Raw genomic sequence first — 15,618 nt, 5'->3', positions numbered from 1 at the left:
TTGGCCGGGCTGTCGGGGTGTGCGCTCCGGATGCTCGGCGGGTCAGGTGTTGGGCAGCCGCATCCCGTGCAGGCCCCGGTACGGCGGCAGCTCCGGGCTGCGCCAGCCCTCGAGCAACGCCGGATCCGGCCGGTAGACCTCGACGGCGAGCGGACGGCAGACCGAATCCAGCTCCGCTTCGTCCGCTCCCCAGATGGGCTTGGTCAGGTCACCGCCTGGGCAGGTCGACATGGCACACAGCAGGTCGAGTTCGGCGAAGAACTCGAAGTAGTCGCCGCGGCGAGCCGGGCACGGCTTGATGAAGTAGTGACCGTCGTCGTTCAGCCCGGCGACCTGGAAAACGTTCAGCACGTCGTGCACATCGAACTCGGTCAAGCCGTACGGCAGCACCGCGCGCACCAGGTTCGAGTGGCAGTGGAAGTCGTAGTCCTTGCCGGACAGGATGCTGTTGATGTACGGGTCGCAGCGTGAGCCCAGCAGTTCGTGCACCCGGCCGCCGTCTTCGTCCACGCCGTAGGACTCCAGCGAGTCGCCGATGATGGTCACCAGCGGGCGGAGGAACGGCAGCGTCGACCAGAGGCGGTTGAACCGGGTGACGTGCGCCCCCTCCAGCTGACGGGTGCGCGCGGCCCACATGCGCTCGCGCGGGTCGTGCCGGTTCCACACGTTGAGGTCGGCGACCTGCGGTCCTTCGATCGCGACGATGCGGCAGATCGAGCCGGCGGGAACTTCCCACGCACGTCCCGATCGCGGTGGCACGACGAACCGCTGTGCCAGGGTGCGCGATGCGGTGTCGTCGGCGAGTTTTTCGTAGAACTCCGTGTCGGCGCGCAGCGGTGATCCAGCGGTGGTGCGGTAGAGCGCCGGTACAGATCCCATGACGGTCCTCTCGGATGGATGCGGGTCGTGCGCGCGGTCACCGGTGCCGGACGGGTTCCGGTGGCCGATCGAGCAGGGCGGTGGAGGAAGGCCCGGCGCCGGCGGAGCACGCGTCGGCGCCGGGCTCGGCACGGTGCGGCGGACGGCCAGGGGGCATGCCGGATCCGTGCCGGGTCGGGGAGTGGCCAGCCCACGCACCGCCCTCGCGCGGTGCCGCCGTGACGAGTCCCCGCACACTGCGTCGGTGTCCTCGGTGGTGGCGATGGTGGTGGTGTGCCTGGTGACGCCGGTTGCCGGGTGGCTGTCCGACGTCTTCGGGCGGCGCGCCGTACTCGGGTCGTCGGCGCCGTATCTGGATCCGGAGCAGGAAGAGCTACTTCGGACGGCTGCCAAAAACATCTGTGCCGCGGTGAACTACCGCGGTGCCGGGACCGTCGAGTTCCTTGTCGGCGAATCGGGAGCGGTGACGTTTCTCGAGGTCAACACGCGGCTGCAGGTCGAACATCCGGTCACCGAGGAAGCGTTCGGCGTCGACCTGCTCCGGCAGCAGCTGCTCATCGCGGACGGCCTGCCGATGGAGGTCGGCGACGACCCGCGGCCGATCCGGCACGCGGTCGAGTTCCGCATCACCGCGAGGACCCCGCCCGCGGGTTCCTTCCGGGCCCTGGCCGGATCGAGCGGTTCGACCTGCCCGGCGGCCCGGGGATTCGCGTCGACTCCGGCGTCGAGGCGGGATCGGTCGTCCCCGGCGAGTACGACGCGCTGATCGCCAAGGTGATCGTGTCCGGGGCGACCCGGGACCAGGCACTGCGACGGGCGCGTCAGGCGCTGGCCGAGTTGCGGATCGAGGGCATCCCCACCGTGGTGGACCTGCACCGCAGGCTGCTGACGGATCCCGCTTTCACCGGCCCCGGCGGACTGCGCGTGCACACCCGCTGGCTGGAGACCGAGTGCCAATGGCTCGATCAGCTGGCCGGGAAGCGGCCGCTACCTCCGGACGGCTCCGACGTCGTCCGTACGTGGGTGGAGGTCGACGGGCGCCGCATGTCGCTGGCCTTGCCGGCCGGCTTCGTGCCTGCCTTCCGCGCCGGCCCAGCCGACGAGCCCCCGGCTCCTCCGCCCGATCCGGCGGTGCTGACGGCGCTGCTCAGCGGCGTGCTGGTGGCATGGCACGTCTCCGACGGCGAGCAGGTCACGCAAGGCCAGAGCCTTGGCGTGCTGGAAGCCATGAAGATGGAGAAGGTGATCAACGCCCATCGCTCCGGGACGGTCCGCTGCCTGGCGAAGCCCGGTGAGTTCGTGGCGGAAGGTACCGAGCTGGCGCGCATCGAGTGAGCCGTGTGCGGGGCTGTCGGTGGGGTGTGCTCGGCAGTTGTGTGCGCCGTGTCGGGTGAGGTTGTGCGGGGCCATCGGCGCGATGCGCCCGGAAGCCGCCGACCCGCGTCGAGTGAGCCGCGTGCGGCTACCGGCGAGGCTCGCCGGGAGGCCGGCCGATCCACTTCGCCAGCGGCCACCAGCCTTGCCGTCCCTGCCGGATCGCCTGGTGGACCTCGGCAACCAGGACGTCGGCGACGGCTTCCACCGCAGGCCCGAGCCGTCGGGTCGTGGGAAGCGCGAGCACCAGCCGTCGGCGCAGCAGTTCACCGGCCAACGGCGCGGCGGCCACCTTCCCCGCGGCCAGTTCGTCGGCGACGGCGGTGCGCGGCAGGACGGTGAGCCCGATGCCGCGCATCGCCATCCTGCGCTGCACCGACATCGCGTTGGTTTCCGCCACCACGTTCAGCTCGTAGCCGTGCCGCGCGGCGGCGTGGTCGACGATCGAGCGCAGCGCATGCGGCGGCGCGGGCAGCACGAAAGGTTCGCCGACCCGGCTGTGCAGGTCCACCGGATCTGCCTCGGTCAACCCACAGTCCGATGGGCCGACCAGCCACAGCGGTTCCTCGACCAGCGGTTCGGTTGCCAGGCGGGTCTTCACCGCCACGTCGTAGAGCAGCGCGAGGTCCACTTCCGCGGTGTCCAGCCACTCGGCGAGATGGCCGCCGTAACCGACGGTGACCCGGATGCGGACAGCGGGATGCTTTGCGGTCACCCGCTCCACCACCGCGTCCGCCAGCGGGTCGGCGACACTGGGCAGGAGGCCGATGGTGACCAGGCCGCGCAGCGTCGAGTCGGCGGGCCGCAGCTCGGCCCTGGCCCGGTCCAGTTCCCGCATCGCGCGCCGGGCGTACTCCAGGAACACCTTGCCGTCGTCGGTCAGCACCATGCCGTTCTTGGTGCGCTCGAACAGGACGGTGTTCAGTTCCTTCTCCAGCGCGTGGATCTGGCGGGAAACGGCCGGTTGCACGACCCGAAGCAGCTCGGCCGCCCTGGTCACCGTGCCCGCTTCCGCCACCGCGATCATCGCGGCCAGCTGACGAATCTCCATCCGCTGCCTCCCCGGGTCGGGCGTGGGTCATCACGCGGCGGCATGCACATATGTCGAGATTCTATTGGTCTCTCCCATCAATAACGCATCACTATGGCTGGGAAGGGAGAGCAGCAATGACTGGCCTGAGCGACCACCCGTGGAAGAAGGAAGTCTTCGACGTCCTCAAGCAAGGAGGTGTCCGGCTCATCGCGTACGTGCCCGACGCCGGGCATTCCTACGCACTGCAGGCTGCCCAAGCGGATCCCGACATGCGCGACGTCGTGCTGACCACCGAAGAAGAAGGCGTCGGCGTCGTCGCGGGGGCGTGGCTCGGCGGGCAGCGGGCAGCCCTGCTCATGCAGAGCAGCGGCGTCGGCAACTGCGTCAACATGTTCTCGCTGCTGGACAGCTGCCGGTTCCCGTTCCTGGCCCTGGTGACCATGCGCGGCGAGTACGCCGAGTTCAACCCGTGGCAGAGCCCGATGGGACGGCGCACGCAAGCCGCGCTGGAACTGATGGGCATCCGCGTGTACCGGGCCTCCCATCCCGACGAAGTCGGTGAGGTGGTCAACGCCGCGCTCGAGTCGGCGTTCCTCGCGGGCGAACAAGTCGCGGTGCTGCTCGCGCAGAGCCTGATCGGACGCAAGAAGTGGGAGAGGAACTGATGGCCACCGCACCGGAAATCACGACGAATCCCCAGCCGCGTGTCTCGCGTCGGCCGTTCGTCGCTCGCCTGCTCGAGCTGGTGCCCGAAGCGCTGGTCGTCACCGGGCTCGGCGCCCCGTCCTACGACGTCTTCGCGGCCGGTGACCGGGACGAGAACTTCTACCTCTGGGGTGCCATGGGCGGTGCCGTGTCGGTGGGGCTGGGCCTGGCGCTCGCGCAGCCGGAACGATCGGTGCTGGTCATCACCGGCGACGGCGAAATGCTGATGGGGATCGGGTCGCTGGCCACGGTCGGCGTGCAGCAGCCGGCCAACCTCTCCATCGTCGTGCTGGACAACGGCCACTACGGCGAAACCGGCATGCAGCCCAGCCACACCAGCCAGGGCGTCGACCTCGCCGGTATCGCGCGCGCGTCCGGGATCGCGGACTCGTCGAAGATTCTCGATCCCGCCGAGGTCGGCAGGCTCGCGGCGCGGGTGGCCGCCAGGTCCGGGCCGCTGTTCGCCCAGGTGCTGATCGACACCGACGAGCCGCCGCGTGCGCTGCCCTCCCGTGACGGCGTCCACGTCAAGAACCGCTTCCGTGCCGCGCTGGGATTGGAGCCCTTCTGATGTCCGAACTCGAACGCTTCCGCATGTACATCCGCGGCGAGTTCGTGGAAGCCACGTCGACCGCGGTCTTCGAATCACAGAACCCGTACACCGGCCGGCCCTGGGCGCTGGTGCCCGACGGCGGCACGGAGGACGTCGACGACGCGGTGCGTGCCGCTCGCGCGGCGCTGAGCGGCGAATGGGGCTCGTTCACCGGCTTCCGCCGGGCGGCGCTCATGCGTCGCCTGGCCGCCCTGATCACGGAGAACGCAGAGTGGCTCGCCCGGCTCGAGGTCGACGACTGCGGGAAGCTGTACCGGGAGATGATCGGCCAGGCGCGCAGCCTCGCGGCCTGGTTCGACTACTTCGCCGGGCTGGCGGACAAGATCGAAGGCAAGCAGATCCCGACGCCGAACCCCGGCTACCTGGTCTACACCCGCCGGGAACCGGTGGGCGTGGTCGCGGCGATCACCCCGTGGAATTCGCCGCTGCTGTTGCTGGCCTGGAAACTGGCTCCCGCGCTCGCCGCCGGCTGCACCGTGGTGGCGAAGCCGTCGGAACATGCGCCGGTGTCGACCCTGGCGTTCGCCCAGTTGGTCCACGAGGCGGGTTTCCCGGCCGGGGTCTTCAACGTCGTCACCGGTCAGTCTCCCGAGACGGGAGCAGCGCTCGTCGGGCATCCCGGGGTCGACAAGGTGGCCTTCACCGGCGCGACCAGCACCGGCCGGGCGGTGGCGCGCGCGGCGGCCGGCAAGCTGAACCCGGTCACGCTGGAGCTCGGTGGCAAGTCGCCACAGGTGGTGTTCCCGGACGCCGACCTGCAGGCGGCGGCGAACGGGCTGGTGGCCGGTGTCTTCGCGGCCACCGGGCAGACGTGCCTGGCGGGCTCCCGGCTGATCGTGCACGAGTCCGTGCACGACGAGCTGGTGCGGCTGGTCAGTGACCGGGCGAAGCGGATCAAGCTGGGCGACCCGAACGATCCCGAGACGGAGATGGGTCCGCTGGCCAACCGGCCGCAGTACGACAAGGTCGTCTCGATGCTGCGGCAGGCGGCCGACGAGGGCGCCTGCGTGGTGTGCGGCGGCGTGGCCGACCCGGATCTCGGCGGCTACTTCGTGCAGCCGACCGTGCTGACCGGCGTCGCTCCGCAGGACACGATCGCCAAGGAGGAAGTGTTCGGCCCGGTGCTGGTCGTGCACACCTTCACCGACGAGGACGAAGCGGTGGCGCTCGCCAGCGACACCCCGTACGGGGCTGGCCGCCGGCGTGTGGACGAAGGACGTGCACCGCGCGCACCGCATGGCCGCCCGGTTGCGGGCAGGCACGGTGTGGGTGAACTGCTACCGGGCGGTGGCTCCGAGCGTGCCGTTCGGTGGCATGGGACTGTCCGGTATCGGCCGGGAGAGCGGCACCGCAGCGATCGACGCCTACCTGGAGGACAAGGCGGTGTGGGTCGAGCTGTCCGGCGCCACCCGCGACCCGTTCACGCTGGGCTGAGCGGCCGGCGGTTGCCGGGGCTGGTTCGTCCGGCGGGACCGTGCTGGCGGCGCAGGACACCGGGCGTCCTGTGGGGTCGGGTGGGTGGTTGGGGGTTTCGGGGTGACGTCGGGTGGTCGTGGGCGGAAGGAGGGGCGATTCGGGGGCCCACGTTGCTTGACTTGACGCTGCCCGGCGTGAGGTGCCGTGGACACCCGGGCTGGTGCGGCGAAGCCAGCTGGGCGGCTCGGGACTCCGGGAGCGGTCCGGCGTCCGTAGGGCTGGGGTTGCCGGCGAAGCGGAGGTGCGAGGCCGAAGACGTCCGGACGGTTCGGCGGCTGACGGCATTGCTGTCTGCCGCGAGCTCCCGGTGTTCCGCTCGTCGCGGACACCCGAGCGCCGCCGCCGGGGGTACCCCTGGCAGGGGACGCGCCTTCCCGAGCCGGTGTCGAGCAGAATTGCCGGGAAACTGTCCTGCCTGTGGTGCTCCAGGCCGGGATTCCCGGCACTCTCGGCTCCGCGTCGGCGCCGAACCACGGGCGTCGGATGCTCGTGTTCGGTGGCGATCCGGGCGCGTCCGACCGGGGCTCGCCACGGCGGGATGGTCACGGTCCTCGTTCGGGTGATCACACGCCGAAATGGCGTGATCATGTGGTTACTCTCACGGATGCGCCAGTCGGGTCTTTCCGCAGCTTGATCCTGTTTTTCCTGGCGACAGCGGATACTGTGCTGGGCAAGGTGCGCGCACCCGTTCGCCCCTCCGCCCGACATGCGGCGAGACCATCCCCCGGAGATCGATGAGCACCGACGACGTGAGCCCTGTGCCGCGGTCCGCTGCGCCGCGGGAAGCACCGCCGGCGGTCACCGCGATGGTGCGGCTCATTTCCGACACCTGGCGGCAGGCGTCGCCGTATCTGCCGGAGATGTCGCAGCGCTTCTACGGTCTGTTGTTCACCTTGGCGCCGGACATCCGGGAGATGTTCCCGGTGAACGTCGAGATCCGGCGGGGCAAGCTGCTGCGCGCCATCGCCCGGGTGGTGCAGATGGTGGACCGGCCGGGGGACCTGGTCCCGTTCCTCACCCAGCTCGGCCGCGACTACCGCAAGTACAACGTGCAGAGCAGGCACTACGAGGCGATCGGCACCGCGATGCTGGCGGCGCTGCGCGACCACCTCGGTCCGGCGTGGACACCCGAGGTGGAGCGGGCGTGGGCCGAGGGCTACACGATCGTGGCCCGCTCGATGCAAGAAGCCGCCGCATCCGACCCCTCCCCGCCGCGGCTGTCCGCCACGGTCACCGATCACCGCAGGCTGAGCTGGGACCTGGCGATGGTGCGGGTCGAACCGGAGGCCCGGCTGCCGTATCGGGCGGGCCAGTACGTGAGCGTGGAGATCCCGCAGCGGCCACGGCTGTGGCGCTACCTCTCCCCGGCGAACGCGCCGCGCCCGGACGGCTCGCTGGAGTTCCATGTCCGCGCGGTGGACGGCGGGTGGGTGAGCCGGGCGATCGTGAGCCACACCCAGCCCGGGGACGTATGGCAGATCGGTCCGCCGCTCGGGCGGTTGAGCGTGGACCGGGAGTCGGGCCGGGACGTGCTGATGATCGCCGGTGGCACCGGGGTGGCGCCGCTGCTGGCGCTGCTCGACGACCTGGCCAGGTGGGGGAAGAACCCGAACGTGACGCTGTTCTTCGGCGGTCGCACGGTCGACGACCTGTACGTGGTGGACGACCTGCACCGCCTGGCGTCGGCGAACCCGTGGCTGCGCGTCATTCCGGTGGTGGAACGCGGCGAGGTGGCAGGCGCGGAGCGCGGCACGCTGGCCGAAGCGGTGACCCGCCGAGGTGCCTGGCCGGATCACGACATCCTGGTGTCCGGCTCGCCGCAGATGATCCGGGCCACCGTGTCACGGATGCTGGTGGCCGGAACGTCGCTGGACCAGATCGCCTACGACCCGTTCACGTTGGACTGACCGGCCGCAACCGTGGACCGTCGGCGCGCCGCACCGTTGGACCGCCCTGGCACGTCGGGCCTGCTGTCCGGGCGGCCGTCCCGGCCTCGATCGGGCCCGGCTGATCCGGCTTGCGGCGCGGGGCTGCTCCCGGCGGCCTCGGACCGTTGGTGATCGCCGTCGGCCGGATCGGTCTCCGGCGGATTCGGCCGTCCGTTGCGCGCCGGACTGCCATTCGCCCGCTGCGCCTTGCGATCCGGTGCCGCCTCGGCGTTCGCAGGCTGCGGATCAGGTGCACCATCGGCCGCCGGCGCTTTCGGCTGGCTGGTGTCGCGTGCGGCTCGCGCGTCGGCAAGCCGTGATGCCCGGACGCAGAAGTAGTCGTCGTGCTCGGGCCCGGGGTCGGCGGCGACCGGCTGCATCGCCGGAATGTGCTTGCTGCCGTGGATGTAGGCTTCGTCGACCTCCACCAGTACCCAACGCTCGGCGCGTCGTCCCCGATCCTCCGTCACCGGCAGGTCCGGGAACTCCGCGCGCATCGCGTCGTTCTCCACGATCATCGCGCGCCCGTTGATGTGCAGGCCGACGCGGTCGCGGGCGAAGTCGATCAACAGGATGCCGATGTGCGGGTTCTCGCTGATGTTGCCCAGGCTGGCCATCACGCCGTTGCCCCGGTATTCGGGGTAGGCCACGTGCTTGTCGTCCAACACGCGGATGAACCCGGGCGGCCCGGCACGGAACGAGCAGTCGGCTTCGCCGCGGGAGTCGGCGGTGGCGATGAACGCCATCTCCATCCGGCCGACGAACTCCACCATGGTCGGCGTCAGCCGGTCGGTCATCTGCTCGGCGTAGAACCGCTCGGCCTGTTCCCGGGTGTCGTAGGCGAGCTGCAGCAGGTGTTCCCCTGCCGATCCGGGCAGGTCGTCGGCCGCACCGTCGAGCGGGTCGTCCGGTGGTGGCACGTCGGCGAACGCGGGCGGCCGCACCACCGGGAGCTGTTCGGTCGGCTCTTCGTCCGGTGGGGGTTGCTGCTGGGCCTCGGTCGGCGGGGCGGGGTCCGCCGGCCGCGCGGGCGCACGGTCGGCGGCTGACCGGCCGGGCCGTGCGGCGCGGTCGCCGGAGTGCGTCGAAGGGGCCGCCTCCGCAGGCGTTTCGGGCCGGGATCGCCGGGACCTGCGTGGGCGCGGATTCGGCGGCAGGTCCATCCGCGCCATGCGGGCCAGCCGGAGCGAGTGCTTCAGCGTCGGGTCCATACCGGATCACTTCGGGTCGGGTGCCGCCTACTGTGCCACGACTGGGGTAAGGAACTCACGCGATTGGGCGGAAATTGCGCCATCTTCCATCCGGTCCGCACTCTGTGTCAATCCCGTCAGGGAAGACCCCACAAGCCCCGTTTGGCCCCAGTCACCAGCGGATTTTTCCGTCAGAATCGGTATCGACCACCGTTTCGGCAGGGCTTCGCCCTCACCATCTGGAGTGAATGCGTCGTCCATGACTGTTAACGCTGTGCTCAACTCCTTCGCCGATCCGCCGGAGCCCCGGCCGCGCGGCACCGGAAGCGATCGCATGGTACGGATCATCCAGGCCAGTTTCGCTCCGGTCGAGCTCAGGGCGGACGAGATGGCAGAGCACTTCTACGCGGTGCTGTTCTCGCTCGTCCCGAGCGCCAGGGACCTGTTCCCGGTGAACATGCAGAAGCAGCGCACCAGGTTGTTCCGGGCGCTGGTGCAGCTGGTGGAGGCGGCCGATCGGCCGGAGGAACTGACTCCGTACCTGCGACGGCTGGGCAGGGATCACCGCAAGTTCGGCGTCCGGCAGGAGCATTTCCGCGCGTTCGGGGTGGCGCTGCGGGCGGCGGTCCGCACCTACACCACGGTCGAGTGGACCGACGAGGTCGAGCAGGCCTGGACACAGGCCTACGAGGTCGTCGCGCGCATCATGCAGGAGGGCGTCGCGGACGACAGCCTGCCCGCGTGGTGGACCGCCGAGGTGGTCTCGCACCAGCGGCGGGACTGGGACACGGCGATCATCCGCGTCCGGCCGGAGTCGCAGATCCCCTATCTGGCGGGCCAGTTCGTCAGCGTCGAGTCGCCCCGACGGCCGCGGTTGTGGCGCTACCTCTCCCCGGCCAACGTGCCCCGCGAGGACGGGACCGTCGACTTCCACGTGCGGGTCGTGGCCGGTGGCTGGGTGAGCCGGGCGCTGGTGCGGCAGACGGTGCCCGGTGACCGGTGGCGTGTCGGTGCGCCGATGGGCGAACTGTGGCGGGACCGCGACGTGCAGCGCGACCTCGTGCTGATCGCCGGCGGGACGGGCGTTGCGCCACTGCATGCGGTGGTCGAAGATCTGGCCGGACGTGCCACGCAGCCGTCGTCGGTGACGCTGTTCTTCGGCGGCCCGACCGCAGATGCGTTGTACTTCTTGCCGGAGCTGCGCGAGCTGGCGGCGGATCTCCCGTGGCTGAAGCTCGTCCCGGTGACCGAGGACGGCAGCGTCGACGACGGCGAGCGCGGCAAGCTGCCCGAGGTCGTGACCGCACTCGGCGGTGCGTGGAGCGGACACGACGTGCTGGTGGCCGGATCACCGGGGATGATCCGCGCGACGGTTTCCCGGCTGCTGGTCGAAGGCACGTCGTACGACCAGATCTCCTACGACTCGTTCATCACCGAGGGCCGCATCTAGGGCTGTCTCGACCGTCGAGCAGCGTGGAGTTCGAGCGACTCGCGGGATCGTCGTCGGCGACAGCAAGGATCGACGAAAGGACGGTCATGACGCCGATACGACCCTCGCGGGCCTGGCGGCGGCTGCGGTGGTGGTAGCCGGTGCTGTCCCGTTGGCGACGAACGGCACCGAGGTGGCTCAGGTCGAGCTGACGATGCAGCGGCAGACCGTCGAGAGGTCCGCTCAGCTCGCCGCGGTCAGCAAGCTAGCGTCCACCGCCGACGGGATCAGCGCGAAAGAGGCCGTCGCGGTCGCCGTCGGGCATGTGGGCGACAAGGTGGTCGACATCGAGCGGGACTACGAGTTCGGTGGCCGCGTGTGGCACGTGGAGGTCGTGCACCAGCGTCAGGAGATCGAGGTCGACGTGGTAGCCAGGGACGGGAAGGTCCTGCGCGTCGAGCGGGAGGCCCGGGACGGCGACGACAGGTACGAGGACTGACCTGTCACTTCCACGGGGGTGGCAGCGCCTCGACACCATGATCGGCGCGCTGCCGGAGGCTCCGCTGGAGGCTTCACCCGCGCCGCGCACTGGAACGAACCCGCGTGGGTCGATGCCGCGCTCGTCAGCGGGCCTGGGCGGGCCTTCTCGCCGGCGATCGTCTCGTTCTGCCTCCGGCAGCTGCCCGTCCCGTGCTGTCTCCGGCAGTTATCCGTCTTGCGCTGTCTCCGGCAGTTACCCGTCTTGCTGTCTCCGGCAGCTACCTGTGCAGCGGCTCTCGGAACGAACAGCGCAGTGGCTGGCATTCTCCGCGCGTCAGCGACCGCCCTGGCGGCTCCGCGGCTTCCAGATCACCAACGCGGTCTCCTGCCGCGCGGGCACCAGCTCCCGGCGATAGCTGGCGTGCACCGCGGCCGCGGCCTGCTCGGCCGCCGCGTACGCCCTGGCCAGTTCCTCGGTGAGCTGCTTGACCTGGGCCTTGAGCTCGTCGATCTGGTTCTCCAGCTCGATGATGCGCTTGATACCCGCGAGGTTGACGCCTTCCTGCTGCGACAACCGCTGCACTTCGCGCAACAGCTCGATGTCCCGCGCCGAGTAGCGGCGGCCTCCGCCCGGCGTGCGCATGGGGGTCACCAGGCCCTGCCGGTCGTAGGCCCGCAGCGTCTGCGCATGCAGGCCGGCCAGCTGGGCGGCCACCGAGATGACGTATGTCTTTTCCTCACGCCCGCTCATGCTCGCTCCTGCAGCAACCTCGTGATCTCCGGCCGCGGATCGTGTTGCGCCACCGCATCGGCGTAGGCCTGCAAGGCCTCTTTTGCCTTGCCGTTCAACGACGATGGCACGGCGACCTGCAGGGTCACCAGCAAGTCACCCGTCTGGCCGTTTCGCTTCGTGATGCCTTTGCCGCGCACGCGCAGCACGCGCCCGCTGTTGGTGCCCGGCGGCACCTTGACCGACACCTTGCCGTCCAGGGTCGGAACGCTCAGGGTGGTGCCGAGGGCGAGCTCGGAGAAGTGCACCGGGACGGTGATGGTGAGGTTGTTGCCGGAGCGGCCGAACACCGGGTGCGGCGTGACGAAGACCTTCACGTACAGGTCACCGGCCGGGGCGCCGCCGCGACCCGGCTCACCCTGACCGGCGAGCCGGATGCGCTGCTCGTTGTCCACACCCGGCGGAATGCGCACCGTCAAGGTGCGCGTCCGGGTGCTCACGCCCTCGCCCGCGCACTCCGGGCACGGGGAGTCGATGATCGCCCCGCGTCCGCGGCAGTCACGGCACGGTTCGGAGAACGCGAACGCCCCCTGACTCCTGTTGACCAAACCGGCGCCGCCGCAGGTCGGGCAGGTCCGCGGCTGGGTGCCCGGCCGGGCGCCGGTCCCGCCGCACGTGCCGCATTTCGCCGGGCTGGACAGCCGCAACGGCACCGTGGCACCGCGCACCGCCTCGACGAAGTCGATACGGATCTCCGTCTCCACGTCCGCGCCGCGCCGGGCCGACGTGGCCGTGGCGGACGAGCGCCGGTTGAACAGGTTGCCGAGCATGTCCCCGAGGCCACCGAGCCCGCTGCCCCTGGCGGCGTTGAACAGGTCGCCGAAGTCGAAGCCGCCCGCCCCGCCGCCGGGGAAGCCGAACCCGCCTTGGCCGCCGGACCCGAAGAGCGCGCGCGCCTCGTCGTACTCGCGGCGCTTCTTCGGGTCCGACAGCACGCCGTACGCCTCGGAGATGGCCTTGAACTTCTGCTCGGCCTTGGCGTCACCGGGGTTGGCGTCCGGGTGGTAGTCCCGCGCCAGCTTCCGGTACGCCCGCTTGATCTCCTCCTGCGACGCGTCGGGAGAGACGCCCAGCTCGCGATAGAAGTCCTTACCGATCCACTCCCGTGCACTCACCGGACGCCCCTCCCTTCGCTCGCTTCGTCAGTTGTCCGCAGATGACTGCTGCTCCGCCTGGTCCGCGGTCTGCTCGGCAGACGGCTCCGGCTCGTGGTCGGTGACCGCCACCAGCGCGTGCCGGAGCACCCGCTCGCCGAACCGGTAGCCGCGCCGCAGCACCGTCGTCACCGTCGGCTCCTTCACGTCCGGTGACGTCGAGTGCTGCACCGCCTCGTGCACCAGCGGGTCGAACGGATCACCCTCGTTGCCGAAGGACTCCAGGCCGATACTGCGCAGCGTGCTGTGCAGCTTGTCGGCGACCGCCTTGAACGGGCCGGTCAGGTCGCCGTGCGCGTCGGCCCGCTCCAGGTCGTCGAGCAACGGCAGCAGCTCGGTCAGCACCGAGGCCTTGGCCGACTCGATCACCGCGAGCCGGTCGCGCTCGACCCGCTTGCGGTAGTTGGCGAAGTCGGCGGTGACTCGCTGCAGGTCCGCGGTGCGCTCCTCCAGCTGCTTCTGCAGATCCGCAGCAGCGGCGCCGCTGTCGCTGTCAGCTTTGCCGGCCGCCGGTGCGGAGCCACCCGGCGCCCCGGCCGGGCCGGTTTCACCGGCCTGCTGGGGCTCGGCCTCGGCGGCCTCCGGCCGCCGGACCTCACCGGTCTCCGGGTCGATCTTGCGACGGTCACGCACTACTACCCGTGGCTCCTCACCGTTGCCGTCGTTGCGCAGTTCAGTCACTTCTTCTCGTCCTCGTCGACGATCTCGGCGTCCACCACGTTGTCATCGCCCGAGGCGCCCGCGCCCGCCGAGGCCGTGGCGCCACCGGCGTTCGTGCCGGAAGCGGGACCGTCGCTGCCCGCCGCGGCCTGCTGCGCCGCCTGCGTGTTGGCGTACAGCGCGGTGCCCATGGCCTGCGACTCCTTGGTCAGCTTCTCCATGGCGGTGCGGATGGCCGCCACGTCGCTGCCCTTCAACGCCTCGTTGACTTCCTTGATGGCGTCGTTGACCTTCGTCTTGACGTCGTCCGGCAGCTTGTCCTCGTTGTCCTTGACGAACTTCTCCGTCTGGTAGACCAGCGACTCGGCCTGGTTGCGGGTCTCCGCCTCCTCGCGGCGCCGCCGGTCCTCCTCCGCGTGCGCCTCGGCCTCCTTGATCATCCGGTCGATCTCCTCCTTCGGCAGGGCCGATCCACCGGTGATCGTCATGGACTGTTCCTTGTTGGTGCCGAGGTCCTTCGCGGTGACGTGCACGATGCCGTTGGCGTCGATGTCGAAGGTGACCTCGATCTGCGGCACGCCGCGCGGGGCGGGCGGGATGCCGGTCAGCTCGAACATGCCGAGCTTCTTGTTGTGCGCGGCGATCTCCCGCTCACCCTGGTAGACCTGGATCTGCACGGACGGCTGGTTGTCCTCCGCGGTGGAGAAGATCTCCGAGCGCTTGGTCGGGATCGTGGTGTTGCGCTCGATCAGCTTGGTGAACACGCCGCCCTTGGTCTCGATGCCCAGCGACAGCGGGGTGACGTCCAGCAGCAGGACGTCCTTCACCTCGCCCTTGAGCACACCGGCCTGCAGCGCGGCGCCGACCGCGACCACCTCGTCCGGGTTGACGCCCTTGTTCGGCTCCTTGCCGCCGGTCAACTCCTTGACCAGGTCGCTCACCGCGGGCATACGCGTGGAGCCGCCAACCAGCACCACGTGGTCGATGTCGCTGACCGAGATGCCGGCGTCACGCAGCACGTTGTTGAACGGCTCGCGGGTGCGCTCCAGCAGGTCCGCGGTGATCTTCTGGAACTCCGCCCTGGTCAGCGTCTCGTCCAGGAACAGCGGGTTCTTGTCCGCGTCGACGGTGATGTAGGGCAGGTTGATGTTCGCCGTCGTCGAGCTGGACAGCTCGATCTTGGCCTTCTCGGCGGCTTCCCGGATGCGCTGCATGGCCATCCGGTCCTTGGTCAGGTCGATGCCGTGCGACATCTTGAACTTGTTGACCAGCCAGTCGACGATGCGCTGGTCCCAGTCGTCACCACCGAGGTGGTTGTCACCCGACGTGGCGCGCACCTCGACGACGCCGTCACCCAGCTCCAGCAGGGAGACGTCGAACGTACCGCCACCGAGGTCGAAGACCAGGATGGTCTGCTCCTTCTCACCCTTGTCCAGGCCGTAGGCCAGCGCCGCCGACGTGGGCTCGTTGATGATGCGCAGCACGTTCAGCCCGGCGATCGTCCCGGCCTCCTTGGTGGCCTGGCGCTGGGCGTCGGAGAAGTACGCGGGCACGGTGATCACCGCGTCGGTGACCTCCTCGCCCAGGTAGGCCTCGGCGTCCCGCTTCAGCTTCATCAGCACGCGGGCGGAGATCTCCTGCGGGGTGTACTGCTTGCCGTCGATCTCCTTCTTCCAGTCCTCGCCCATGTGGCGCTTGACGGACAGGATGGTGCGGTCGACGTTGGTGACCGCCTGGTTCTTGGCGGGCTGACCCACCAGCACTTCGCCGTTCTTGGCGAAGGCGACGACGGACGGGGTGGTTCGGGACCCTTCGGAGTTGGCGATGACCGTCGGCTCGCCACCCTCCAGGACAGCGACGACCGAGTTGGTCGTGCCGAGGTCGATGCCGACCGCTCGCGCCATGGG

Annotated in this window: 14 protein-coding genes and 1 pseudogene; 8 read left to right on the top strand and 7 right to left on the bottom strand. The window is 70.1% G+C overall.

Features of this window, described 5'->3' with window-relative positions; translation table 11 throughout:
* Positions 1–42: 42 nt before the first annotated feature.
* A complete protein-coding gene (locus CXP56_RS08285; RefSeq protein WP_286900638.1) occupies positions 43–879 on the bottom strand; it encodes an urea carboxylase-associated family protein in 837 nt (278 codons plus the stop codon).
* Positions 880–1,123: 244 nt separating this feature from the next.
* On the opposite strand from CXP56_RS08285, the gene CXP56_RS08280 reads away from it, so the two are divergent.
* The gene (locus tag CXP56_RS08280; RefSeq protein WP_286900637.1) at positions 1,124–1,645 is read left to right on the top strand and encodes an ATP-binding protein; all 522 of its coding nucleotides are present in this window, start codon (positions 1,124–1,126) and stop codon (positions 1,643–1,645) included.
* Entirely contained in the window at positions 1,552–2,214 is a 663-nt protein-coding gene (locus tag CXP56_RS08275; RefSeq protein WP_286900660.1) for a biotin/lipoyl-containing protein, read from the top strand. The genes CXP56_RS08280 and CXP56_RS08275 overlap by 94 nt, the downstream gene beginning before the upstream one ends.
* Before the next feature lie 127 nt (positions 2,215–2,341).
* Here the strand turns inward: CXP56_RS08275 and CXP56_RS08270 are convergent, their stop codons facing one another.
* Entirely contained in the window at positions 2,342–3,304 is a 963-nt protein-coding gene (locus CXP56_RS08270; RefSeq protein WP_286900636.1) for a LysR family transcriptional regulator, read from the bottom strand.
* A 116-nt stretch (positions 3,305–3,420) separates the two neighbouring features.
* On the opposite strand from CXP56_RS08270, the gene CXP56_RS08265 reads away from it, so the two are divergent.
* From CXP56_RS08265 to CXP56_RS08250, 4 genes and pseudogenes are all read left to right on the top strand, one after another.
* Positions 3,421–3,951, top strand: coding sequence for a thiamine pyrophosphate-binding protein (locus CXP56_RS08265; protein WP_286900635.1), 531 nt, complete (start codon positions 3,421–3,423; stop codon positions 3,949–3,951).
* Entirely contained in the window at positions 3,951–4,562 is a 612-nt protein-coding gene (locus CXP56_RS08260) for a thiamine pyrophosphate-dependent enzyme (protein ID WP_286900634.1), read from the top strand. The genes CXP56_RS08265 and CXP56_RS08260 overlap by 1 nt, the downstream gene beginning before the upstream one ends.
* A pseudogene (locus CXP56_RS08255) lies at positions 4,562–6,038 on the top strand (aldehyde dehydrogenase). The gene CXP56_RS08260 and the pseudogene CXP56_RS08255 overlap by 1 nt, the downstream one beginning before the upstream one ends.
* A 776-nt stretch (positions 6,039–6,814) precedes the next feature.
* Positions 6,815–7,987, top strand: a complete 1,173-nt coding sequence (locus tag CXP56_RS08250) for an FAD-binding oxidoreductase (RefSeq protein ID WP_028847458.1) — start codon at positions 6,815–6,817, stop codon at positions 7,985–7,987.
* Here the strand turns inward: CXP56_RS08250 and CXP56_RS08245 are convergent.
* Entirely contained in the window at positions 7,963–9,219 is a 1,257-nt protein-coding gene (locus tag CXP56_RS08245) for a pyridoxamine 5'-phosphate oxidase family protein (RefSeq protein ID WP_286900633.1), read from the bottom strand. The two genes, CXP56_RS08250 and CXP56_RS08245, sit on opposite strands and share 25 nt — an antisense overlap.
* Before the next feature lie 238 nt (positions 9,220–9,457).
* On the opposite strand from CXP56_RS08245, the gene CXP56_RS08240 reads away from it, so the two are divergent.
* Together CXP56_RS08240 and CXP56_RS08235 are read left to right on the top strand one after the other, a co-directional pair.
* Positions 9,458–10,648: a globin domain-containing protein gene (locus CXP56_RS08240; protein WP_286900632.1), complete on the top strand. Its 1,191-nt coding sequence runs from the start codon at positions 9,458–9,460 to the stop codon at positions 10,646–10,648.
* Positions 10,649–10,799: 151 nt separating this feature from the next.
* Entirely contained in the window at positions 10,800–11,126 is a 327-nt protein-coding gene (locus CXP56_RS08235) for a PepSY domain-containing protein (RefSeq protein WP_286900631.1), read from the top strand.
* A 315-nt stretch (positions 11,127–11,441) separates the two neighbouring features.
* On the opposite strand, the gene CXP56_RS08230 is transcribed toward CXP56_RS08235, so the two are convergent.
* The 4 genes from CXP56_RS08230 to dnaK are packed head-to-tail and all read right to left on the bottom strand — an operon-like array spanning position 11,442 to position 15,615.
* Positions 11,442–11,858 carry a heat shock protein transcriptional repressor HspR gene (locus CXP56_RS08230; RefSeq protein ID WP_028847460.1) on the bottom strand — a complete coding sequence of 139 codons (417 nt, stop codon included), beginning with the start codon at positions 11,856–11,858 and terminating at the stop codon, positions 11,442–11,444.
* Positions 11,855–13,012, bottom strand: coding sequence for a molecular chaperone DnaJ (gene dnaJ / locus CXP56_RS08225; protein ID WP_028847461.1), 1,158 nt, complete (start codon positions 13,010–13,012; stop codon positions 11,855–11,857). Before dnaJ ends, CXP56_RS08230 begins: the two co-directional genes overlap by 4 nt.
* 27 nt (positions 13,013–13,039) lie before the next feature.
* Positions 13,040–13,732, bottom strand: a complete 693-nt coding sequence (grpE, locus tag CXP56_RS08220; protein ID WP_286900629.1) for a nucleotide exchange factor GrpE — start codon at positions 13,730–13,732, stop codon at positions 13,040–13,042.
* Positions 13,729–15,615 (bottom strand): molecular chaperone DnaK, encoded by a 1,887-nt coding sequence (dnaK, locus tag CXP56_RS08215; protein ID WP_028847463.1) that lies wholly within the window; start codon positions 15,613–15,615, stop codon positions 13,729–13,731. The genes grpE and dnaK overlap by 4 nt, the downstream gene beginning before the upstream one ends.
* Positions 15,616–15,618 lie beyond the last annotated feature (3 nt).

Origin of the sequence: Thermocrispum sp., from assembly GCF_002919275.1 — a bacterium.
Classification (GTDB): domain Bacteria; phylum Actinomycetota; class Actinomycetes; order Mycobacteriales; family Pseudonocardiaceae; genus Thermocrispum; species Thermocrispum agreste.
The sequence above is the reverse complement of the archived record's forward strand: the minus strand, read 5'-3'. Positions and strand labels throughout refer to the sequence as shown.

What these genes read in the sequence shown, in the direction of transcription:
- dnaK (WP_028847463.1), bottom strand. Translation starts at nt 15,615, where the DNA reads ATGGCGCGAGCGGTCGGCATCGACCTCGGCACGACCAACTCGGTCGTC.
- CXP56_RS08265 (WP_286900635.1), top strand. Translation starts at nt 3,421, where the DNA reads ATGACTGGCCTGAGCGACCACCCGTGGAAGAAGGAAGTCTTCGACGTC.
- CXP56_RS08285 (WP_286900638.1), bottom strand. Translation starts at nt 879, where the DNA reads ATGGGATCTGTACCGGCGCTCTACCGCACCACCGCTGGATCACCGCTG.
- CXP56_RS08230 (WP_028847460.1), bottom strand. Translation starts at nt 11,858, where the DNA reads ATGAGCGGGCGTGAGGAAAAGACATACGTCATCTCGGTGGCCGCCCAG.
- CXP56_RS08240 (WP_286900632.1), top strand. Translation starts at nt 9,458, where the DNA reads ATGACTGTTAACGCTGTGCTCAACTCCTTCGCCGATCCGCCGGAGCCC.
- CXP56_RS08250 (WP_028847458.1), top strand. Translation starts at nt 6,815, where the DNA reads ATGAGCACCGACGACGTGAGCCCTGTGCCGCGGTCCGCTGCGCCGCGG.
- CXP56_RS08245 (WP_286900633.1), bottom strand. Translation starts at nt 9,219, where the DNA reads ATGGACCCGACGCTGAAGCACTCGCTCCGGCTGGCCCGCATGGCGCGG.
- CXP56_RS08270 (WP_286900636.1), bottom strand. Translation starts at nt 3,304, where the DNA reads ATGGAGATTCGTCAGCTGGCCGCGATGATCGCGGTGGCGGAAGCGGGC.
- CXP56_RS08260 (WP_286900634.1), top strand. Translation starts at nt 3,951, where the DNA reads ATGGCCACCGCACCGGAAATCACGACGAATCCCCAGCCGCGTGTCTCG.